The organism is Kribbella soli (genome assembly GCF_004331345.1).
Lineage (GTDB): Bacteria > Actinomycetota > Actinomycetes > Propionibacteriales > Kribbellaceae > Kribbella > Kribbella soli.
In genome coordinates this window covers 65,578-87,374 of sequence record NZ_SJJZ01000004.1, presented here as the reverse complement: position 1 = coordinate 87,374, position 21,797 = coordinate 65,578, and the positions used below count along the sequence as shown (strand labels likewise).

General features: G+C 69.2%; 21 protein-coding genes. 16 read left to right on the top strand and 5 right to left on the bottom strand.

Annotated features, from left to right (window positions below; genetic code table 11):
- Positions 1-34: 34 nt before the first annotated feature.
- From E0H45_RS31260 to E0H45_RS31245, 4 genes are read left to right on the top strand one after another with little or no spacing between them, the layout of a single operon-like run.
- A complete protein-coding gene (locus E0H45_RS31260) occupies positions 35-691 on the top strand; it encodes a hypothetical protein (protein WP_131344131.1) in 657 nt (218 codons plus the stop codon).
- 5 nt (positions 692-696) lie between these two features.
- Positions 697-1,398: a tyrosine-protein phosphatase gene (locus E0H45_RS31255; protein WP_131344129.1), complete on the top strand. Its 702-nt coding sequence runs from the start codon at positions 697-699 to the stop codon at positions 1,396-1,398.
- 42 nt (positions 1,399-1,440) lie between these two features.
- Positions 1,441-2,319: an ABC transporter permease gene (locus tag E0H45_RS31250; protein WP_131344127.1), complete on the top strand. Its 879-nt coding sequence runs from the start codon at positions 1,441-1,443 to the stop codon at positions 2,317-2,319.
- A complete protein-coding gene (locus E0H45_RS31245) occupies positions 2,312-3,073 on the top strand; it encodes an ABC transporter ATP-binding protein (RefSeq protein ID WP_202872621.1) in 762 nt (253 codons plus the stop codon). The genes E0H45_RS31250 and E0H45_RS31245 overlap by 8 nt, the downstream gene beginning before the upstream one ends.
- On the opposite strand, the gene E0H45_RS31240 is transcribed toward E0H45_RS31245, so the two are convergent.
- Both E0H45_RS31240 and E0H45_RS31235 read right to left on the bottom strand, forming a co-directional pair.
- Positions 3,070-4,074 (bottom strand): glycosyltransferase family 2 protein, encoded by a 1,005-nt coding sequence (locus E0H45_RS31240; protein WP_131344123.1) that lies wholly within the window; start codon positions 4,072-4,074, stop codon positions 3,070-3,072. The genes E0H45_RS31245 and E0H45_RS31240 overlap by 4 nt on opposite strands.
- A gap of 6 nt (positions 4,075-4,080) precedes the next feature.
- Entirely contained in the window at positions 4,081-5,565 is a 1,485-nt protein-coding gene (locus tag E0H45_RS31235) for an LCP family protein (protein WP_131344121.1), read from the bottom strand.
- A 308-nt stretch (positions 5,566-5,873) separates the two neighbouring features.
- Here E0H45_RS31235 and E0H45_RS31230 point away from each other — a divergent pair, with 308 nt between their 5' ends.
- From E0H45_RS31230 to E0H45_RS31200, 7 genes are all read left to right on the top strand, one after another.
- Complete coding sequence (locus E0H45_RS31230) at positions 5,874-6,674, top strand: S1 family peptidase (RefSeq protein WP_238155433.1); 801 nt, start codon at positions 5,874-5,876, stop codon at positions 6,672-6,674.
- A gap of 75 nt (positions 6,675-6,749) precedes the next feature.
- Complete coding sequence (locus E0H45_RS31225; RefSeq protein ID WP_131344117.1) at positions 6,750-8,846, top strand: spermine/spermidine synthase domain-containing protein; 2,097 nt, start codon at positions 6,750-6,752, stop codon at positions 8,844-8,846.
- Positions 8,843-9,475 (top strand): class I SAM-dependent methyltransferase, encoded by a 633-nt coding sequence (locus E0H45_RS31220; RefSeq protein ID WP_131344115.1) that lies wholly within the window; start codon positions 8,843-8,845, stop codon positions 9,473-9,475. The genes E0H45_RS31225 and E0H45_RS31220 overlap by 4 nt, the downstream gene beginning before the upstream one ends.
- Before the next feature lie 61 nt (positions 9,476-9,536).
- Positions 9,537-10,490, top strand: coding sequence for a UDP-glucose 4-epimerase GalE (gene galE / locus E0H45_RS31215; protein ID WP_131344113.1), 954 nt, complete (start codon positions 9,537-9,539; stop codon positions 10,488-10,490).
- Positions 10,491-10,579: 89 nt separating this feature from the next.
- Positions 10,580-10,999, top strand: a complete 420-nt coding sequence (locus tag E0H45_RS31210; RefSeq protein ID WP_131344111.1) for a cyclic nucleotide-binding domain-containing protein — start codon at positions 10,580-10,582, stop codon at positions 10,997-10,999.
- A 31-nt stretch (positions 11,000-11,030) separates the two neighbouring features.
- A complete protein-coding gene (locus E0H45_RS31205) occupies positions 11,031-14,228 on the top strand; it encodes an AAA family ATPase (protein WP_131344109.1) in 3,198 nt (1,065 codons plus the stop codon).
- Positions 14,225-14,548 (top strand): hypothetical protein, encoded by a 324-nt coding sequence (locus tag E0H45_RS31200; protein ID WP_131344107.1) that lies wholly within the window; start codon positions 14,225-14,227, stop codon positions 14,546-14,548. Before E0H45_RS31205 ends, E0H45_RS31200 begins: the two co-directional genes overlap by 4 nt.
- Here E0H45_RS31200 and E0H45_RS31195 read toward each other — a convergent pair.
- Positions 14,545-15,324 (bottom strand): SDR family NAD(P)-dependent oxidoreductase, encoded by a 780-nt coding sequence (locus tag E0H45_RS31195; RefSeq protein WP_202872620.1) that lies wholly within the window; start codon positions 15,322-15,324, stop codon positions 14,545-14,547. The two genes, E0H45_RS31200 and E0H45_RS31195, sit on opposite strands and share 4 nt — an antisense overlap.
- A 1-nt stretch (position 15,325) precedes the next feature.
- Positions 15,326-16,006 carry a TIGR03089 family protein gene (locus tag E0H45_RS31190; RefSeq protein ID WP_131344103.1) on the bottom strand — a complete coding sequence of 227 codons (681 nt, stop codon included), beginning with the start codon at positions 16,004-16,006 and terminating at the stop codon, positions 15,326-15,328.
- 67 nt (positions 16,007-16,073) lie between these two features.
- On the opposite strand from E0H45_RS31190, the gene E0H45_RS31185 reads away from it, so the two are divergent.
- A complete protein-coding gene (locus E0H45_RS31185; protein WP_131344101.1) occupies positions 16,074-16,331 on the top strand; it encodes a twin-arginine translocase TatA/TatE family subunit in 258 nt (85 codons plus the stop codon).
- Here E0H45_RS31185 and E0H45_RS31180 read toward each other — a convergent pair.
- Complete coding sequence (locus E0H45_RS31180) at positions 16,278-17,201, bottom strand: LysR family transcriptional regulator (RefSeq protein ID WP_131344099.1); 924 nt, start codon at positions 17,199-17,201, stop codon at positions 16,278-16,280. The two genes, E0H45_RS31185 and E0H45_RS31180, sit on opposite strands and share 54 nt — an antisense overlap.
- Positions 17,202-17,271: 70 nt before the next feature.
- Between E0H45_RS31180 and E0H45_RS31175 the strand changes: the two genes are divergently transcribed.
- The 4 genes from E0H45_RS31175 (at position 17,272) to E0H45_RS31160 (ending at position 21,792) form a co-directional block, all read left to right on the top strand.
- Positions 17,272-18,108 (top strand): SDR family NAD(P)-dependent oxidoreductase, encoded by an 837-nt coding sequence (locus E0H45_RS31175; protein WP_131344097.1) that lies wholly within the window; start codon positions 17,272-17,274, stop codon positions 18,106-18,108.
- Between the two features lie 53 nt (positions 18,109-18,161).
- Entirely contained in the window at positions 18,162-19,499 is a 1,338-nt protein-coding gene (locus E0H45_RS31170; RefSeq protein WP_131344096.1) for a hemolysin family protein, read from the top strand.
- Complete coding sequence (locus E0H45_RS31165) at positions 19,496-20,575, top strand: hemolysin family protein (RefSeq protein ID WP_131344094.1); 1,080 nt, start codon at positions 19,496-19,498, stop codon at positions 20,573-20,575. The genes E0H45_RS31170 and E0H45_RS31165 overlap by 4 nt, the downstream gene beginning before the upstream one ends.
- A gap of 98 nt (positions 20,576-20,673) precedes the next feature.
- Complete coding sequence (locus E0H45_RS31160) at positions 20,674-21,792, top strand: NAD(+)/NADH kinase (RefSeq protein WP_337590426.1); 1,119 nt, start codon at positions 20,674-20,676, stop codon at positions 21,790-21,792.
- Positions 21,793-21,797: the final 5 nt, after the last annotated feature.

The window sequence follows — 21,797 nt, the reverse complement described above, 5'->3', positions numbered from 1 at the left end:
GCGGCGTCGTACCCGCACCAGATAACGTGCGGGTATGACGCACCCCGGGGCCCCGGCCGAGAAGTCGATCCTCCCGAAGATCGCCATCGCCTGTTTCGTCGTCGGCGCGCTCGTGGTCGGGTTCTTCGTGTGGCGGATCGTCGTGACCGCGCCGCGGACGCCGCAGCCGATCGAGGGCGGTGTCGTGCACCTGAAGAAGGAAGGGTTGACGATCTACGCGTCGATCCCGGTGCTGAACCCGCCGTGCGAGGTGCAGGACCCGAACGGCAACGACGTACCGATCAAGCCGCCGACCGGGTCGGAGACGATCACGATCAACGGCGAGAGCTGGTACGTCATCGCGCGGTCGACGCAGACCGTGCCGGCCGGGGACTACAGCATCTCGTGCACCGATGACGAGACCAGCGCGACCTACTCGGCCGGGCCGAAGTCGTCCGTCTTCGCGTTCGTGCTGGCGATCCTCGGCACCGTGTTCTCGTTCCTGATCTTCGCCGGCCTCGGCACCACGTTCCTGACCGTCGGGGCGGTCAAGAAGCGCCGGCGCAACCGCCCGACGAACACCTTCCCCGGCCCGCCGGGTGCCCCCGGCAACTACCCGTACCCACCGGTGCCTCCGCAGCAGAACCACACCTTCCCGGCGCCACCGCCGTACAACCCAGGTCCGAACCCGGACCGCCCGCAGGACAGGTGAAAGCGATGGATCTCGACTGGCCCGGATGCCGCAACGTTCGCGACGTGGGTGGCCTGCCGACTGCTGACGGACGGGTGGTGCGGGAGGGCGTGCTGATCCGGGCGGACAGCCTGCAGTACCTGAACGCGGACGGCGTCGAGGCGGTACGGCGGTCCGGGGTGCGCCGGATCCTTGACCTGCGCGGCGACGGCGAGGTCGCGATCGCGCCGACGCCGTTCACCGGTACGCCGTTGGCTGTGCGGCAGGCGTTGGCGGATCCGGCGGACCCGGACCACGGGCAGCCGACCATCGTCGCGGCCTGCACCTGGATGCTGGACAAGCGGCCGGAGTTGTTCGCGGCCGCGGTGAAGGCGATCGCGGACGAGCCGGACGGCGCCGTGGTCGTGCACTGCCACGGCGGCAAGGACCGCACCGGCATGATCGTCGCGCTGGCGCTGAGTGTGGCCGGCGTACCGGAGGAAGAGATCGTTGCCGACTACTACCTCACCCAGTCGCGGCTCGCGCAGTGGCTGGAGGAGCAGCTCGCCGAGGAGCCGGACGTCGCGAAGCACCCGGAGATGATCGAGTTCCGGGACACCCGGGCCGAGTCGATCGTCGCGATCCTGCGGCATCTGGACGAGAACTACGGCGGACCGGAGGCATACCTGCGGCACGGTGGTCTGACCGACGAGGACCTCAAGAAGCTGAGAGCCCGCTTAGTCGCCTGACCTGCGTCACGGGTGCGTCACGGAGCGCAGTACATTGGCGCAATGCCGACCGCCGGAGAGACCGACCCAGCGGCGTTGGCGCGGCGCTACGGACTCTCGAAGAGCTCTGTTCGCCCGCCGCTCGGCGCGTACCTGCAGGAGTTGTGGAGCCGTCGCCAGTTCGTCGTCAGCTACGCCGCCGCGCGCACGTACGCGATGTACGCCGGAGCCCGCCTCGGGTCGATCTGGCAGGTGCTGACACCGCTGCTGAACGCGGCGGTCTACTACCTGGCCTTCGGGGTCCTGCTCGGCACGAAGAACGGGATCGACAACTACGTCGCGTTCCTGCTCAGCGGGATCTTCGTGTTCACGTTCACGCAGCGCTGTATGACCGAAGGCTCGCGATCACTCGCGCTGAACCTGTCGCTGATCCGCACGCTGCACTTCCCGCGCGCGACCCTCCCGCTCGCCTACGTGCTGAACGAGCTGAACCAGATGCTGGTGTCGCTCGGCATCCTGTTCGTGGTCGTCGGGTTCACCGAGGGACCGGCGTGGAGCTGGCTGCTCGTCGTACCGGCGATGCTGCTGCAGATCATGTTCAACATCGGGATCACGCTGGTCTTCGCGCGGATCGGGACGTTCGTCTCCGACATCACGCAGCTGCTGCCGTTCGTCACCCGCACCTGGCTGTACGCGTCCGGCATCTTCTTCTCGCTGCCGGCCAAGCTGGCCGAGATCGACGCGCCGGGCTGGGTGGTCCAGGTGCTCGCGTTCAACCCGATCTCGGCGTACATCGACATCATCCGGCGGTCGTTGCTCGAGGAGCACGAGCCGAACCAGTTGCCGCACGCCTGGTCGATCGCGGTCGTCTGGTCGTTCGTCATGCTGGCGGCCGGATTCTGGTACTTCTGGCAGGCGGAGGACCGCTATGGCCGTGGCTGATTCTGGGGCAGAACCGACAGTCATCGCCGACCGCCTGGACATCATCTACAAGGTGATCGCCGGCCAGGGCGGCAAGGGTACGGCGGCGACCGCGCTGCGCCGGATCATGAAGCGCCAGGACCGGCCGACGATCCGCGAGGTGCACGCGGTCAAGAACGTCAGCTTCACGGCCTACAAGGGCGACGCGATCGGCGTGATCGGACGCAACGGCTCCGGGAAGTCGACGATGCTGCGCGCCATCGCCGGCCTGTTGCCGCCCGCGGCCGGGGCCGTCTACACCGGTGGCCGGCCGTCGCTGCTCGGCGTCAACGCGGCGATGATGAACGACCTCACCGGCGACCGCAACGTCGTCCTCGGCTGCCTCGCGATGGGCATGTCCACGGCCGAGATCCAGCGCCGGTACGACGAGATCGTCGACTTCTCCGGCATCGGCGACTTCATCGACCTGCCGATGTCGACGTACTCCTCCGGGATGGCGGCGCGGTTGAAGTTCGCGATCGCGTCCGCGAAGACGCACGACATCCTGCTCGTCGACGAGGCGCTGGCGACCGGTGACGCCGAGTTCCGGGTCCGGTCGGAGCGCAAGATCAAGGAGCTCCGCGACCAGGCCGGCACGGTGTTCCTGGTCAGCCACAGCCTGGAGGTGGTGCAGGAGACCTGCAACCGCGCCCTCTGGCTGGACGCCGGTGTACTGAAGCTCGACGGCCCCGTCGAAGAAGTCGTGGCCGCCTACATCAAGTCCACCCGAGGTTAGACGGTCTTTGGCTTCTCTCGGAGGCCGATGAGGAAGCCGAGGCCCCAGGAGACGTGCATGGTCGCGCAGACCAGTGGGAGCCAGGCCAGGGCCTTCCACGGCAGGTAGCGGCCCTCGACGGCCGATCCGACGAGCAGCAGTACGGCGTACCCGAGCGGCGCCAGGAAGCCGAGGTCCAGCCAGCTGATGCCGGTGGCCAGGCCGATGATGCCGAGGATGGTGCCGACGGCCAGGCCGATGACGGCGACCGGCGGTGCCAGGTACCGCTTGTTGGCGGTCTCCGGATGCCGGCGGACCACCTCGCGGCGCCACTGGCCGGTGTGGAAGAACTGCTTCGCCACCGCGGACAGCGAGGACCGCGGCCGGTACGTGACGGACAGGTCCGGGCTGAACCAGATCAGGCCACCGGTCTTGCGGATCCGGTAGTTCAGCTCCCAGTCCTGGGCCCGGTGCATGGTCTCGTCGAACCCGCCGACCCGCTCCAGCGCGGCCCGCCGGAACACCCCGAGGTACACGGTGTCGGCCGGGCCGGCCTGGCCGCCCTGGTGGAACGTCGACGCGCCCAGACCCAGCCGGGAGCGGTACGCGCAGGCGACCGCCATCTCGGTCGGGGTCCGGCCCTCGGCGGCCATCACGCCGCCGACGTTGTCCGCGCCGCTCTCCTCCAGCACCTCGACCGCGCGGGTGATGTACCCGTCGGTGAGCGCGCCGTGCCCGTCGACCCGGACCAGGATGTCGTGCTTGGCGTGCGCGATGCCGACGTTCAGCGCGGCCGGCGTCTTGCCGGTCGGGTTCGGCACGATGCTGATCCGGTGGTCCTTCTCGGCCAGCTTGTCCGCGATCTCCTGGGTCCGGTCCTTGCTCGGGCCGATCGCGAGGACGACCTCCAGGTTGCCGGGGTAGTCCTGCTCGAGGACGCGGCCGACCGCCTCCTCGAGATGGCGTTCCTCGTTCAGCACGGGCATCACGACGGACACGGGTGGCCAGTGGGACAGCGGCATATCAGGTCAGGCCTTACAGATCGATGCGACGTCGTCGACGCCAGCGGCGGGTGTGGTCGGAGAGCTTGTCGGCTTCTTGGTACTCGGCTTCTTGGTTGTACTGGTGGTCGGAGCCTTGCTGGTGCTGCTACGCGGAGTGCTCGAAGTCTTACCGTCTCCTCCCGAGCCCTCCTTGTCCAGCGATTCGGACTTCGCGATCGCCTCCGCGACCTTGGTCCGGATCAGCGCGAAGTCCGGGTCGCCGGTGTGGATCAACGGCGGGACCGCGGAGAAGCTTGACACCGGCAGCTTCTTCGCGTCCAGCGCGAGATCCGTGAAAGTTCCCAGTTCACCCGCCGGGATGTTGGTCTTGACCACCTGTTTGCTGGCCGAGGCGATGCCCTGGAACTTGGTCAGCACGGTCTGCGGGGACAGCTGGTTCAGCATCGCGGACATCACGCACTTCTGCCGCGCCATCCGCTCGTAGTCCGACGACTCGGCCCGGGAGCGGGCGAACCAGAGCGCGTGGTACCCGTCCAGGTGCTGGTTCTTGCCGGCCTCGATGTAGCCCTTGATCGGCGAGCTGCCGCCGCCGATCGGGACCCGCTTGCCGATGTCCAGGGTGATGCCGCCGACCGCGTTCAGCAGGTCGCGGAAGCCGGCCAGGTCGATCAGCACGTAGTAGTTCAGTTTCAGCCCGGTGACCGCCTCGATGGCCTGCATGGTGGCGGTCTCACCCGGGTTCGCGTCGCCGGGGAACAGGTTCTTGTGGTCGGCGGCGTACGTGTAGACAGCGTTCAGCAGGCACTCGGCGGCGCACTTGTTCCACTTGAAGCCCTCCGGGAACTGTTTCGCCATCGCCGTACCGGCCGGGAACGGCACCTTGGCCAGGTTCCGCGGGAGGCCGATCAGGACCGTCCGGCCGGTGTCCGCGTCGATGCTCGCCAGCGTCATGCTGTCCGGCCGGGTGCCGATCCGGTCCGCGCCGGAGTCGCCGCCCATCAGCAGCACGTTGTAGCGGCCCTTGTCGGCCTTCGACTTCTGCCCGTTGCCGAACACGCTGGCGACGAAGTCGCGCTGGGTGTTCACGATCACGCTGGCGTAGATCAGGGCGCCGACGACGACGAAGATCAGGACGCCGTCCATGATGCTGGTCATCAGGCGGTGGTTCCGCTCCAGCGTCAGCGGCTGACCGAGCCGGTACGCGTCCACGAACAGCGCCGCCCAGCCGATCGCGAGCAGGATCAGCAGCACCTGGACGATCCGCAGCGTGCCCGGGCGGGCCAGGATGTTGATCGTGCCGGACCGCCAGATCAGGCCGAGGATCACGAAGAAGATCACGATCGCGACCAGGCCGGCGACCACCCGCCAGACCCAGCGGCCGGCCTTCCGGGAGCCCGCGACGATCTGCGCCGATCCGGGCAGGACCAGCGTCATCAGCAACAGCGTCAGCGCCCGCTTGAACCGCACCGGCTCGCGGAGGTTGCGCAGGTTTGTTGTCTCCTGCGGCATGACGTCCTTCCGTTCTCAATCCGGGCGGCGGGCTGCTGCCGACCGTACCTTGTCGTTCCTCGTCACCAGGTACGACGTGCCGGGGTGGGCGATGGTTCGAGACCGGGCGGATCCGGAAACGAAGAGTAGCAGTCCTGACACGGAGCGCAGGAAAACCCCTGCGATGACCCTGTGGACAGCCGGTTTCACGCAACTGTGATGGTGACCGGCCGGGGGATGGGTTACGAAGTGCTGCAAGCACAAACAGTGAGGAAACCGCCCCCATGAAACTGTTCCGTACGCTCCTGGCCGTTACCACGGCCGCGGCAATGCCTATTTTTGGCACCCTCCTCGGCACCAGCTCCGCCCAAGCCGCGGCGCCTGGCGCCGACTTCACCGGGATCGCCGCGCTCAGCAACTGCTCCGCGTCGCTGGTCCGGTACGCCGAATCGGTCGGCACCGACAAGGCGCTCGTCCTCACCAACGGGCACTGCTACGAGGGCGGGTTCCTGCAGCCCGGCCAGGTCCTGGTGAACAAGACGTCGACGCGCTCGATCACGCTGCTCAACCCGGACTCCAGCCGGGCCGGTACGGTCCGCGCCGCGAAGATCCTGTTCGGCACCATGACCAAGACCGACATGATCGTGTACGAGGTCAACGAGTCCTACGCGTCGATCAAGAGCCGCCTGAACGTCTCCCCGCTGACGCTGGCCAAGCAAGGCCCCGCGGACGGCGCCGGGATGGCCGTGGTGTCGGGCTACTGGAAGCGGATCTACACCTGCTCGGTGCAGGCGACGATCCCGCAGCTCCGCGAGGGCGACTGGACCTGGCAGAACTCGATCAAGTACCAGCAGCCCGGCTGCGAGACGATCGGCGGTACGTCGGGATCGCCGGTGGTCAGCACCTCGACCGGTGAGGTGATCGGCATCAACAACACCGGCAACGAGGACGGCGAGCAGTGCACGGTCAACAACCCGTGCGAGGTCGACGCCGACGGCAACGTCACCGTCGAGCAGGGTGCGGCGTACGGCCAGCAGACCTGGTGGCTCTACACCTGCCTGACCGCGAACCGCACCATCGACCTGAACAAGTCCGGCTGCGAGCTGCCGAAGCCGGCCCGCCGTCACTGACCGCTGTTTGAACAGAAAGTAACGATGCCTGCGGGGTGACGCAGAGCACTCCGATATCCGGTAACGTCGCCCCGCATGGCAGTCGACTCCGCTACTGATCACGTCGTCACGACCGGTTGGCCGAGCCCGTTCGGTGTTCGGACGAGGTTGATCGCGTCCAGCGCGCTGATGCTGTTCGTCGAGCTCGCGCTGATCCGCTGGACCGGTTCCAACGTCGTCCATCTCAGTTACTTCTCGAACTTCGTCCTGCTCGGCTCGTTTCTCGGGATCGGGATCGGCGTACTGCGCTCCGGCCGGGCGAAACGGCTGCCGTACTACTCGCCGATCATGCTGGGCCTGCTGGTCCTGGTGATCGCGTGGAAGCCGGTCACGGTCAACCGCGGCAGCTCGTCGAGCGTCATCTACTTCACCAGCCTGAACACCACCGGCCCGCCCGTCTGGGTGATCCTGCCGGTCATCTTCATCGCGGCCGCCGTGGTGCTGGCCGGCCCGGCCGAGCTGGTCGGTCGCTGTTTCGCGGAGCTCCCGCGACTGACGGCGTACCGGTTCGACCTGGTCGGATCGCTGATCGGGATCATCACGTTCACCGGGCTGTCGTTCCTGGGCGCGCCGCCGATCTGGTGGGGCCTGATCGTCACCGTGGTCTTCGCGGTGCTGATGATCCCGCGGTCCACCGGGATCTCCGGGGTGCCTGGTCGCCGGGCAGTCGCTACCGCGCTCAGTGCCGCGATGGTGCTTGCGCCGCTGCTCGTGATGCTCGGGGTGCTGTTCAAGGAGTCGACCAAGTCCGACAACAGTTGGTCGCCGTACTACAAGGTGCAGACGAAGCAGTACACCTGGGAGGGTGTGCCGCTGCTGACCATCACGGTGAACGGCGTACCGCACCAGCAGGCGATTCCGGCCGACGCGCGCCTGCAGTGGGAGCCGCAGTACGGCCTGCCGTACGAGCGGGCGAACGCCGGTAAGCAGCCGAAGAACGTGCTGATCATCGGTGCGGGCTCGGGCTCGGACGTGGCGATCGCGCTGAAGAAGGGCGCGCAGCACGTCGACGCGGTCGAGATCGACCCGCGGATCCGGGACCTCGGCAAGGCACTGCACCCGGACCGGCCGTACCAGGACCCGCGGGTGAGCTCGCACATCGACGACGGGCGTGCGTTCCTGTCGCGGACGGACAAGAAGTACGACCTGATCCTGCTGGCGCTGCCGGACTCGCTGACGCTGGTCAACGGCGCGAGCTCGCTGCGGCTGGAGAGCTACCTGTTCACGCAGCAGGCGTTCGAATCGGCGCGTGACCACCTGAACCCGGGTGGCGCGTTCGCGATGTACAACTACTACCGCGAGACCTGGCTGATCGACCGGCTCGCGTCGACGGCGCAGCACGCGTTCGGGCACAAGCCGTGCGTGGACAAGATCGGCGACGGTCTGCAGCAGGCGGTCGTCACGGTCGGTCTGACCGAGCAGGACCAGACGTGTTCCGCCGAGTGGCCCGGTGCGACCGCGGAGACGCCGCCGCCGGCCACGGACAACCGGCCGTTCCTGTACCTGTTCACGGACCGCATCCCCAGCCTGTACCTCGTGACGCTCGGACTGATCCTGGTCGCCGGCCTCGTCGGCGTCGGAATCGCCGGCGGTGGAGCGTCGTACAAGCGGATGCGCCCGTACGCGGACCTGTTCCTGCTCGGGGCCGGGTTCATGTTGCTGGAGACGAAGAGCATCACCGGTTTCGCGTTGCTGTTCGGTACGACGTGGGTCGTGAACGCGATCGTGTTCGCCGGCGTGCTGGTGGCGGTGCTCGCGGCGGTCGAAGTGACGAGGCGGTTCAAGACACCACCGGTCAAGGTGATGTTCGCGGTGCTGTTCGGCGGGCTCGCGTTGTCGTGGGTGTTCCCGGACAGTTGGCTGCTGGGGATGCCGGTCGGGTTGCGCGCGCTGGTCGCGGTGCTGATCGCGTTCCTGCCGATCTTCGCGGCGAACGTGATCTTCGCGAAGCGGTTCACCGACACCGCCGACGGTACGGCGTCGTTCGGCGCGAACCTGCTCGGCGCGATGCTCGGCGGCTGCCTCGAGTACGCCGCCCTGATCATCGGCTTCCACGGCCTGCTGATCATCGCCGCCCTGCTGTACGTCGGAGCGTTCCTGCTCACGCCGAAAGTCAAAGCCCTCGCCAAATGAGTGACCTGGGTAGCTACTACCGCGAGCGTGCCGGTGAGTACGACGCGGTGTACGCGAAGCCGGAACGGCAGGAGGACCTGGCTCGTCTGCGGGCCCTCCTGCCTCCGCTGGTCGCCGGTCGTTCGGTCCTGGAAGTTGCCGCTGGCACCGGTTACTGGACGACCGCGTTGGCGACCACCGCGGAGTCGATCGTCGCTACGGATCTGAACGACGAGACGCTCGCCGTCGCGCGGACGCGGTCCTACGGCCCGGCCGACGTCCGTTTCGCGACTGCCGACGCGTACGACCTGGGCGCCGTCCCGGGCCGCTTCGACGCGATCTTCGCGGGCTTCTTCTGGTCCCACGTCCCGCGGGCCGACGTACGCCGGTTCGCCAAGGGCCTGCTGGAGCGGGTGGAGCCGGGAGGCGTGGTGATCCTCGCCGACAACCGGTATGTGGACGGCAGCAACTATCCGATCACCCGCACGACGGACGACGGCGACACGTACCAGACCCGGCAGTTGTCCGACGGGCGCACGTTCGAGGTGCTGAAGAACTTCCCGTCGCGGGAGGAGCTCGCGACGCAGGTCGCCCCGGCCGAGGTGGAGTGGACCGAGCTGACTTACTTCTGGCTGGCAACTGTCTGCTAATTGGTACAGGTTCGGCCCGTTTACGGGGTCCCGGCCAGATTCTGGTGGCAGGATCTGAGACATGACGTGGCTCGTGACTGGTGGTGCCGGATACATCGGGGCGCATGTGGTGCGCGCCTTCCGCAACGACGGGATCGACGTGGTCGTGATCGACGACCTGTCGAGCGGGAAGGCGGAGTTCGTCCCGGACGGGGTGCCGTTCGTGCAGGCGAACCTGCTCGACGGTACGGCGGTACGCCAGGCGCTGGAGGGCGTCGAAGGCGTCGTCCATCTCGCGGGATTCAAGTACGCCGGGGTCTCGGTGCAGCGCCCGCTGCACACGTACACGCAGAACGTGACGGCGATGGTGTCGCTGCTCGAAGCGATGGCGGACAAGGAGATCCGCAACCTCGTGTTCTCGTCCAGCGCCGGCGTCTACGGGACGCCGAAGGACGAGGTCGTCACCGAGGACACCACGCCCGACCCGCAGTCGCCGTACGGCGAGTCGAAGCTGATCGGCGAGTGGCTGCTCCGCGACCAGGCGGCCGCGGCGGAACTGCACCACACCTCGCTGCGCTACTTCAACGTCGTGGGGTCCGGCGACCCGACGGTGTACGACGCCTCGCCGTACAACCTGTTCCCGATCGTCTGCAACCTGCTCACGCAGGGGAAGGTGCCGCAGATCTACGGCACCGACCACCCCACCCCGGACGGTACGTCGGTCAAGGACTACGTCCATGTGGCCGACCTGGCCCGCGCCCATGTCGCGGCCGCCCGCGCGCTCGAGGCCGGCAAGACCCTCGAACCCGTCTACAACCTGGGCAGCGGCACCGGTACGTCGGTCCGCGAGATCATGGACGCCGCCCGCCGCGTCACCGGAATCGACTTCACCCCGACCGAAGGCCCCCGCCGCCCCGGCGACCCGTCCCGCGTCGTGGCCAACGGCGACCTGGCCACCCGAGACCTCGGCTGGCAGAACACGTTTTCCGTCGACGAGATGTTCGGAACGGCCTGGGAAGCCTGGCCGAAGGGCTGAATCGTGGTCGAGGATCCGCACCGGCTGTAACCTGTGGCGCAGTTCACTGAGCTGCCCGTGCACCGGGCACCGATCGAGGGGTGCGATCCATGAGTTACGAGAGCCTGCCTCAGTTCCTGGCGAAGATCGATCTCTTCGAGGGGCTGTCCAAGGACACGCTGTCCGACCTGATCGAGCGTGGCACCACGTTGAAGGTTCCGGCCGGTAGCCATGTGGTCGAGCAGGGTGCGCACGACGCCGGCCTGCAGGTGGTGCTGGCGGGCTCGGCCGCCGTGGAGGTCAACGGCGTCGTCCGTGAGCCGCTGGGAGTCGGGGACTACTTCGGCGAGATCTCGCTGATCGACGGCCTGCCGCGGTCCGCGACCGTGGTGGCCGGGCCGGACGGGCTGACCACGTTCGCGCTGTCCGCGCTCGCGTTCGAGCCGGTCGTGAAGGAGAACCCGGAGGTCGCCCAGGCCCTGCTCAAGGCCCTGACCGCCCGGATCCGCAGCCTCGAGTCCGAGAGCTGAACCGATCCGGCCCGACCCACCTGGGGGCGCGATGACCGAGGAACGCAAGGTCGTCACGGTGCTGTTCTGCGACCTCGTCGGCTTCACCACCGCGTCCGAGTCCGCCGACCCGGAGGACGTGCGGCGCTGGCTGGCGCCGTACCACTCGACCCTGCGGCAGACGGTCGAGCAGTACGGCGGGACGGTCGAGAAGTTCGCCGGGGACGCCATCCTGGCCGTCTTCGGCGCACCGCGGTCCCGGGAGGACGACGCCGAACGGGCGGTCCGGGCAGGCTTGGCGATCCTCGAGGCGGTGCGGATGCTGCCGGACGGGCCGCTGGAGGTCCGGATCGGCATCGAGACCGGTGAAGCGCTGGTCCAGCTGACCGCGCGACCCGAGCTCGGCGAGCCGTTCGTCACCGGCATGGTGGTCAACCTCGCCGCTCGCCTGCAGTCCTCCGCGCCCATCGGCGCGGTCGTCGTCGGGCGCGGCACCCACGAGGCAACGAGTCGCGTTTTCGGCTACGACGCGCTGGAACCCGTTGCGGCCAAGGGAGTCAGCCGTCCGGTCGAACGCTGGCAGGCCGGCCCGCCGCGAGCACGCTTCGGTACGGACGTCATCCGCGACCTCAGTACGCCGATGGTCGGCCGGCAGCGCGATCTGACCTTGCTGTGCACGGCGTTCGAGAAGGCCCTCGCGGAGCGGGTGCCGCAGTTCGTCACGCTGCTCGGCGAGCCGGGCATCGGCAAGTCGCGCCTGGTCGCGGAGTTCGGCGGTTGGCTGGATCAGCACGACGAGCTCGTCACCTGGCGCGAAGGCCGATCGCTGCCGTACGGCGAGACGCCGTTCGGGCCGATCGCCGAGATCTTCAAGGTCCAGGCCGGGATCCTGGACACCGACCCGCCGGCGCAGGCCGTGGCCAAGCTCGACGCGATCGTGCCGGACGGCGCGGACCGTGCCTGGCTCCGGGCCCGGGTCGGGCCTTTGGTCGGCGCCGACCAGTCCGCTCAGCCGGGGTCGGCGGCTCAGGAGGAGTCGTTCGCGGCCTGGCGGCAACTGCTGGAGTCGTTCGGCGAGCAGTCGCCGGTGGTCCTGGTGTTCGAGGATCTGCACTGGGCGACGGACGCGATGCTCGCCTTCGTCGATCATCTGGCCGAATGGCTGACCGACCTGCCGCTGCTGGTCGTCGTCACCGCCCGCCCCGAGCTGCTCGAACGCGGACCGCAGTGGACCCGCGGGGTCCAGAACGCCCTCACTCTCGGCCTCTCGCCGCTGACCGCGGACGAGACCGATCTGCTCCTGACCGGGATGTTCGCCGGTCAGGACGTACCGCCGGAGATCCGCCGGCGCCTGGTACGCCGTGCCGACGGCAACCCTTTGTACGCCGAAGAACTCGCCCGGATCGTGACCGACTGCGGCCCGGACCAGGCCGGCTCGGCCGACCTGCCGATCGGCATCGCGGCTCTGATCGCGGCCCGCTTGGACACCCTGGAGCCGGATCGCAAGGCCTTGCTCGCGGACGCCGCCGTGATCGGTCCGGTGTTCTGGGCCGAAGCCGTCGCGGCGCTGTCCGACCGTGATCCGGGCGAGGTGGTCCAGGCGCTGCAGGAGCTGGCCCGCAAGGAGCTGGTGCGGCCGGTCCGGCGGTCGTCGATGCTGGGCCAGCACGAGTACACCTTCTGGCACGCTCTGACCCGCGACGTCGCCTACAGCCAGGTGCCGCGCGCGGCACGATCGGCACGGCACCTCGCTGCCGCCGACTGGCTCGAGCTGCGTTGCGCTGCCTGTCAGGCCGAGACGCCGAACCTGATCGCCTACCACCTCAGCACGGCACTGGACCTTGCCTCAGCACTGGGCGACCCGGAGGCGGCCACGGCGATCGCTCCCCGGGCGCGCAAGTACCAGCTGATGGCCGCGGAGCTGGCGATGAACCTCGACACCAACGAGGCGCTCGCCCTGCTCGACCGCGCGCTGGCCCTGAGCCCGGCCGGCGATCCAGAACGTCCCACGGTCCTGTTGCGCTGGGGCTGGGCGGCTTTCCAGGCGGGCCGCCTCGACGACGCCCAGGCCGCGTACCTCGAAGCGATCGCCGGATTCGAGGCGATCGGGGACATCCGCGGAGTCGCGCTCGCCTTACGAGCCTCGACGTACTCGCTGAGCAGCATGGAGGAGAGCCTGGCGACGGTCGACCGGGCGGTCGGGATGCTCGAGGAGCTCGGGCCGAGCGAGGATCTGGCGCTGTTGCTGTCCGGCCAGGCGAGCATCCGGGTGGTCGCGAGCCGCTATCAGGATGCGATCGACTCGGCGAACTCTGCCCTGCGGATCGCGACCGAGCAGGGGTACGCCGTACCGCACCGGGCCCTGGAGTCGCGGGGGCTCGCCCGGGTCGGTCTGGGTGACACCGGTGGGCTGGTCGACGTCAAGGAGGCGCTGACCGCGCTGCTCGAGGGCGGCCGGGGGCGCGATGCGGCGGTGACGTGGCTGAACTACGGCTGGGTGCTGTGGCAGATCGAGGGACCGGTGGTTGCCCTGGGCGAGTTGGAAGCGGCTCGCGAGTTCTCCGCCCGGCGTCGGCTGGCCGAGATGGTGGAGCAGATCGGCTGTACCGTCCTGCAGTTGATGATCGAGACCGGCCGGTCGGCCGAGGTGATCGCGGCGTGCCGGGCCCAGCTCGAGCACCCTTCCCCGGCGTTCACCCTGTTGCGGCGTATCGAGGTCCTCGGCGCGCTGGCGGTGGCGGAGGTTGAGGCTGGCCTTCCGGGTGCTCGCGATCACGCCGAGGAGGCGTACCGGCTGGCGGTGGAGGCGGGCTGGCCGGACATGATCGCCGTCGCGGCCTCGCCCGCGGCCACGACGCGTGCGCGCGACGGCGACCCGGACGGCGTCCTGGAGATCCTGCAGTTGGTCACCTCGCTGGCCGATCTGCACGGCAGCATCGAATTCGATGTCCGCTTGCCGTCCTTGGTGCGCGCGGCGCTCGCCGTGGGCCACGCCGAGGCCGCCGCCGTGCTCGCAGACTTCGTGGAGCCGGTGCTGCCGATGCGCGAGTACTCGGCGACGACCGCCCAGGCGCTTCTCGCCGAACACCGCGGTGACGCCGAGGCCGCGGCCGCCGGGTTCACGCGCGCCGCCGCGGACTGGGGTGCCTTCGGCAACAAGCTCGAACAGGCCCAGGCACTCCGCGGTCTCCACCGCACAACGGGCGATCCCGGTGCCCTGGCGCAAGCAGAGCAGCTGTTCAGACCATGAGCGTGACGCCGGAGCGGCTCGCCGAGTGCGGATGCGGGCGGCCCGGGAAGCAGCCCTGGCAGACGCGCGATGCGCTCTGGAGCCCTGCCTCGGTCGTGGGTTGGCCGCTCTGGGTCCTGCTCGGGGTGGGTTCGCTGCTCGGCGGCTGGACGGTGTTCGGCGTCGTGCTGCTCGCGATCCTGGGCGCGCTGATCATCGGCAGCCTGGCGCTGCAGGGCGTCCGTGGGCACCGAGGCTGGTGCTGGCTGTTCCGCGGCCTGTGGTTCGGTGTGGCCGTCGCCGGGTTGCCTCTGCGGGTCGTCGGCGCGTTCGGCTTCTAGTACTCCTTCTTGAAGGCGCCCGAGGTGGTCAGGTCGAGGACGCCTGGGCCGGTGAGGACACCGCCTTCTACCGGGAGGGTGTGACCGGTGATCCAGGAGGCGTCGTCGGAGGCGAGGAAGGCGACCGCGGCGGCGATGTCCTCGGGCTCGCCGATGCGGCCGAGCGGGTACATCTTGCCGAACTTCTCCAGGGTGTCCGGCTGATTGTCCCAGTTCGGCGTCCGAATGGTGCCGGGGGCAACCACATTGAACCGGACGCCGAGGTTGCCGTACCTGGCGGCGTAGTTGACCGTCATCGCGATCTGTCCGGCCTTGGCGGCGGAGTACTCGATGTTGCCGAAGGCGGCGATCCCGTTCACCGAGCTGATCGTGACCACGTTGCCGCGGTTCTTCACCAGCTCGGGCAGCGCGGCCTGGATGCAGCGCGAGGCACCCACCAGCGTGAGATCCAGTTGTGCGTGCCACTCCTCGGCGGTGGCGTCCTCGGGCACGGATCGCACGATGCACCCGCCGGCGTTGTTCACCACGACGTCCAGGCGACCGAACCGCTCGACCGCGGCCGCGACCGCCGCGTCGACGTCGTCCCGGTTCGTCACGTCGACCCGCAGTCCGAGCGCGTTCGCGCCGATCCCGGCCGCGACCTCGCCGAGCTTGTCCTCCTGGAGATCGGTCACCACCACCGACGCGCCTTCGTCGGCCAGCCGCCGTGCGACCGCCGAACCGATGCCCTGCGCCGCCGCCGTGACCAGCGCAACCTTGCCCTCGAATCGCCGCACGCTACCCCTCCAGAACTCGGTCGACCTTCTCATCCGTTACCCGGCGCTCCAGCTTGGTGGCGTCCAGGTTGCGGCAGAGCACGATCGAACCACCTCCGGAGATCACGCCGACCAGCAGGGCCAGCCCGTCGCGGTCCGTCAGCGTGCGCGTCACCAGGATCCGGTCGCTCACGGGTTCCGCCGTACCGATCAGGGCCTCGTGGGTGAGGTCGTCGTACGCCGGTGACGTCGGCGTCGGCGGGTCGAACGGGACGAACACGTCCGGATGGTTGTAGACCTCGGCGCCGTAGTCCTGGATGCCGTCCGGGAGCGGCTCGCGGAAGCGGCCGCCGAGCGGGAGCAGCGCGGAGGCGACGGTCTCGCGCTCGCCGCGGATCGGGAAGTCCGGCCCGGTGATCGCGAGGGTGCCGGTACCGCTGGTCAGCGATGCGCCGACCGACCAGGTGGACAGCGCCCAGACCACGCCGAGCCAGTGCGGCGGTAGGCCGATCGCGACGGTTTCGCCGGTCTCCAGGTCGTACTCGTCGACGAGCAGGTTCGCGGTCTTCGCGACCCAGTTCGCGGTGGTGACCGCGCTGAGCTCGATCCGCTCGCCGGTCGTGTCGTCGTAGTAGGTGAGGAGCGGGGCGCCGCCGTCGCGGCGGACCGCGGCCGCGAACAACTCGGGCAGGACTCGTGACATATGGCCCAGCCTACGGTTCGCGGACCGGCGTACGTTGGACGGGGATTGACCGGAAAGAAGGCTTGTCATGGTGCCAGAGCTCGCGCTGCCCGAAGGCGGCGAATGGATCGTCATCCTGGTCATCGTCGTGCTGCTGTTCGGCGCCAAGAAACTCCCCGAGCTGACCCGGAACGCGGCCCGCGCGATGAAGGAGTTCGACAAGGCCCGCAACGGCGACGACGACGAGACTCCCGCCCAGGTCACCCAGGCTGCTCAGCCTGCGGTGGACGGTTCAGAGCGGCGGGTTGACCTCGAGGGCGGCGGCACGCAGGGCGGCGGCCAGTAGCGCTGTCGGCTCGGTCATCCGGCCGGGCAGCCGGGCGAGGATCGTACGGCGCAACTCCTGCGGCCCACCCCGGACCGTGACCACCCGGACACCTGGCGGCACCGCGGAGGCCATCGACGCGGAGATCGTGGTGAGCCCTGCCCCGGCCGCGACCAGCTGAAGTTTCGCGAGCCAGTCGCGGACCGTGTGCGCGATCACCGGCCGCTCGTCCAGTCCCGGCCAGACGCCCATCCACAGTTCGCTGCTCGACGCCGGACCGGCGATCCACCGCTGACCGCGCAGGTCCGCGACGTCCACCGAGTCGTGCGCCGCGAGCGGATGCCCGGTCGGCACCGCCAGCCGCAGGCTCCGCTCCGCGAGCGTCTCCAGCTTCAACGCCGGCGACTCGGCATCCGGCGGCCGGAACGGCGGAGCGGACGCGATCACCGCGAGATCGGTCGTCCCGGCCCGGAGCGCCCGAACCAGCGCGGGCGTGGACCCTTCCCGCGTTGTCACGGTGATCGCCGGGTGCGTACGACGTACCGCGCTGATTGCCCGTGGCAACAAGACGGCGCCGGCGCTCGGGAACCAGCCCAGCCGCACGGTTCCACCCGCGACCGGGAGACCGGCCAGCTCGCGGGCGGTCGCGTCGATCTGGTCGAGGACGGTGGCGGCATTCCGGAGTACGACCTGTCCTGCGTCGGTGAGGGCGACGCCTTCGCGGCGGCGCTCGAGGAGCTGGTTGCCGGCGGCGCGTTCGAGGGTGGCGATCTGGCGGGAGACGGCCGACTGCGTGTACCCGAGTGCGGTGGCCGCGGCCGTGAACGTGCCGCGTTCGGCGACCTCCCGGAACACGCGCAGCGCGACCAGCGAGACGTCGGTGAAGTCCATGACATCTACGCATACCACGTGTGCGGAACTTTCGTTGGAGTCATACACGTCACGGACCTACGGTGAAGACATGACAGAACAACGCATCGCCTTGGTCACCGGTGCCAATCAAGGCATCGGATATGCACTGGTGGAAGAGCTGGCACAGCGGATGAACCCCGAGGACCTGGTCCTGCTCACCGGCAGGAACCCGGAACGGGTCGCCGCTGCGGCAGCGCGAGTGGAAGGAAAGGCGCGCGTCGAAGGGCGCGTGCTGGATGTGACCGACGGCGACGCCGTACGGCGGTTGGCAGCCGAACTGGGTGTCGTGGACATCGTGGTGTCCAACGCGGTCGGGCCGTTGGAGCCTGGGGCGACGCCTGTGGAACAGGTCGACGAGTTCGTCGATGTGGCGAACCTCGGTGCGCAGTACATGCTGCGGGCCTTCGGGCCGATCCTGCGGCCCGGGGGACGGCTGATCGTGGTGGCCAGTTCGCTGGGGACGCTGGAGCAACTGCCGGAGAACCTGTGGGGCCGGTTCGACGGGGCCTCGCTGGAGGACGTCGAGAAGGTCGTGGAGGAGTGGCGTACGGCGGTCCACGACGGGACGGCGCAGACGCAGGGCTGGCCGGAGTGGATCAACCTTCCGTCGAAGGTTGCGCAGGTCGCCGCAGTGCGCGCGGTCGCGGCCGAGCGCCGGGAGCGGGACCTCGCCGAGAGCACCCTGGTCGCGTCCGTCTGCCCGGGGCTCGTCGACACCCGCGCGTCCCGGCCGTGGTTCGACGACTTCAGCCAGGCGAAGTCGCCGGCCGATGCCGTCGTACCGATCGCCGACCTGGTCCTGGCCGACCACGTCGACCCGGCCCAGTACGGCGAGCTGATCCGCGACGGTCAAGTGCTCGCTTGGAAGCCGTCTGCTCCGCGGTGAGCCCGCGGGACCCCGCGGTGCTGTAGTCGCTGGAGTTCTCATAAGGTCGTCCCATGCTGATCCTGGCCGGCCTGGGCCTGATCCTGGTGCTGACCGTTGCCACTGGTTACTTCGTCGCCCAGGAGTTCTCGTACGTCGCCGTCGACCGGAGCCGCCTGCGGACGCTGGCTGCGGACGGTAACGCGGCTGCCGCGCGAGCGCTGAAGGTCACCGCGCGGTTGTCGTTCGTCCTGTCCGGCGCCCAGGTCGGCATCACCATCACCGCGCTGCTCGCCGGGTACTTCGCCGAGCCGTACCTCGGTGCGGGTCTGGAGAACCTGCTCGGCGCAGCCGGCGTACCGGACGCGGTGAGCGTGTCGGTCTCGGTGATCCTCGCGTTGCTGTTGGCAACGATCATCCAGATGGTGCTCGGCGAGCTGGCGCCGAAGAACCTGGCGATCGCGAAGGCCGAGGCGATCGCGCTCCGGCTGGCCCGGTCGACCCTGCTGTACCTGACCATCGCCGGGCCGCTGATCCACCTGTTCGACTCGGCGTCGAACCGGATCCTGCGCCGCGTCGGCATCGAGCCGGTCGAGGAACTGCCGCAGGGAGCGACCGCGCAGGAGCTCGACCGGATCATCGAGACGTCGTACGAGCAGGGCCTGCTGGACGAGGACACGATGCGGCTGCTGGACCGCGGCCTCGACTTCCGCGGCCGCACCGCGGGCGAGGCGATGGTGCCGCGGGTCGACGTGGTCACCGTGCACCGCGAGGAGCCGCTGACCCGGGTCGTCGAGCTGCAGGACACCGGGCACAGCAGGTTCCCGGTGATCGGGGCCTCGGTCGACGAGGTGATCGGTGTGGTCGCGATCGGCGAGGTGGTCGAGCTCGAACCGGCCGACCGCGCGACGATCGCCGTCGGCTCGCTGGCGTCGCAGCCGGTCGCCGTACCGACGACGCTGCCGCTGCCCGCCGTCCTCGATCGCCTCCGGGTCGCGCGCCGGCAGCTCGCGATCGTCGTCGACGAGTACGGCGGGTTCGCGGGCATCGTGTCGCTGGAGGACATCGCCGAGGAGCTGGTCGGCGAGATCCGCGACGAGGACGACCTGCCGGAGACCGGGCTGGTGCAGGGCGGTGACGGGTCGTGGGTGGTGCCTGCTCGTCGTCGGGTCGACGAGGTCGCTGAGGTGACCGGCGTACAACTGCCGGAGAGCGACGACTACGAGACGGTGTCCGGTCTGGTGATGGCGCGGCTCGGCCGGATCCCCGATGTCGGTGACTCGCTCGTTGTCGAGCTGCCGCACCGGATCGACCATGACGGGCGGCCGGTTCCGCCTGAGTACGTGCGGCTCACGGTGCAGACCATCGAGCGCCGGGTGCCGGGCATCGTCGTGATGGAGCGTGTGGCGTGAGTACGACGCTCGCTCTGATCATTTCCGCCGTACTGCTGGCGTTGAACGGGTTCTTCGTGGCCGCCGAGTTCGCCCTCGTCGCGTCCAAACGGCACCGGCTCGAGGAGGCGGCGGCGTCCGGCAGCCTCTCGGCCCGGGCCGCGATCGCCGGCGTCAGCGAGCTGTCGCTGATGCTCGCGGGCGCACAGCTCGGGATCACCTTGTGCACGCTGGGCCTCGGCTCGCTGAGTGAGCCGGCCGTCGCGCACCTGCTGCATCCGCTCTTCGAGTTGGCGCACATCCCGGAAGGCGTCGGGCATGTGATCGCGCTGATCATCGCGGTCGCCGGGATCGGTCTGCTGCACGTCCTGCTCGGCGAGATGGCGCCGAAGTCGTGGGCGATCAGCAACCCCGAACGCGCAGCGCTCGTGCTGGCGTTGCCGTTCCGCGGTTTCACGTACGTCTTCCGCCCGCTGCTGAGCGTCCTCAACTGGATCGCGAACCTGTGCGTCCGGCTGGTCGGTGTGACGCCGCAGAACGAGATCGCCAACGCGCACGGCCCGGACGAGCTGCGGCTGCTGATCGAGTCCTCGCGCGAACACGGGACCCTCGAACAGCCCGAGCACGAACTGCTGACCGCGATGCTCGCGTTGCAGAACACCACGGTCGGCCAGGTGATGACGCCGATCGCCCGGCTGTCCACGGTCCCGGCGTCCGCGTCGGCGCGCGAGGTGGAGCTGACCAGCCGCCGCGAGGGCCACTCCCGCCTCGCGGTCGTCGGGCCGCGTCCCGACGGGTCCACAGGGATCTGCGGCATCGTGCACGTCCGCGACGCGGCCCGCGTGACAACCGCCGGCGACACCACCAGCCGCGCGTCGGACCTGATGACGGCGGCCCTCGAGCTCGGAGACAACACGCCGGTGGCCAAGGCGATCCGCACCATGCGCGACGAACGCTCCCAACTGGCAGTCGTCTGCGGCGGCAACACCGCGATCGGCGTAGTAGCCCTGGAGGACCTCCTCGAAGAGGTCATCGGCGAGTTCGACGACGAAACCGACCCCATCATCACCGCCACCCGCCCCACCCCACCGACCTAACCCCCACCCCGCCCGCGCCGCGCCGCCGTACCCACCCCTCCGTCCCGGCGTCTTTGGGCACCCACCAACCGTTTTGGGGCGCTCAGAATGGTTGGTGGGTGCTCAAAGTTGCCGGGTTACGGTTGGGTAGGCGAGGGCGAGGAGGGGTTGTGGCGGTTCGGCGGCTTGGGCTTGTGGTGCATCAGGGGCGTGCGGTGGCGGTTCAGACCGCGGAGACGGTACGTCGGTGGGCGGCGGATCATGGCATCGGATGCACGGATATCGACGTGTGGACGGACCAGGAACGGCGTACCGGGACCGATGAGCTGCATCACGCCGGGGATCCGGACCTCGTGGTCACGCTCGGGGGTGACGGGACGTTCCTGCGCGGTGCGCGGATCGCGGCGAAGAACAACGCCGCCGTCCTCGGGGTGGATCTCGGGAAGGTCGGCTTCCTCACCGAGGTCGCGTGCAAGGACGTCGAGGAGGCACTCGAGGCGGTGCATCACGGCGGGGCGACGTACGAGGAACGGATGACGCTGACGATGCGGGCGTCGCGGCCGTTGGAGATCCCGAGCGGGATCGAGTCGCTGCTGCGGTACGGGCACGGGCCGGCGTTGCCTCCGCCGCCGGTACGGCACGAGATGGCCGAGGGCGACGGCTGGGGGATGGCGCTCGACGTGACCGCGTTGAACGACGTCGTGGTCGAGAAGCTCGCGCGGGATCACCAGGTGGCACTTGGGGTGTATCTGTCCGGCCGGCTGCTGGCGTCCTACTCCGCCGACGCGGTGATCGTCGCGACGCCGACCGGGTCGACGGCGTACAGCTTCGCCGCCGGCGGGCCGATCCTGTCGCCGAACACCGAGGCGATCGTGTTCACTCCGGTCGCACCGCACATGACCTTCAACCGCACGGTGATTGCGGCGCCGGACGAGCCGATCGCGCTGCGGGTGCTGCCGCACTCGGGGCAGGCTGCGGTCAGTATCGACGGGCAGTTGCGCGGCGTACTCGATCCGGGGGACTGGATCGGGGTGTACGGGTCCCCGCAACGGTTGCGGTTGGTACGACTGCGTCCGACGGACTTCTACGGACGGCTGCGCGACCGCTTCCACCTCACGGACGCGCCCGCGACGGCCCTCGACGGACAGTCCGAGCTGTTCTGGCAGCCTGCGGACACGCCCGTACCCCCGGACCTCAAGCACCTCCGGATTCCGCAGCCGCCTGGTGACGACCGGTAGGGTCT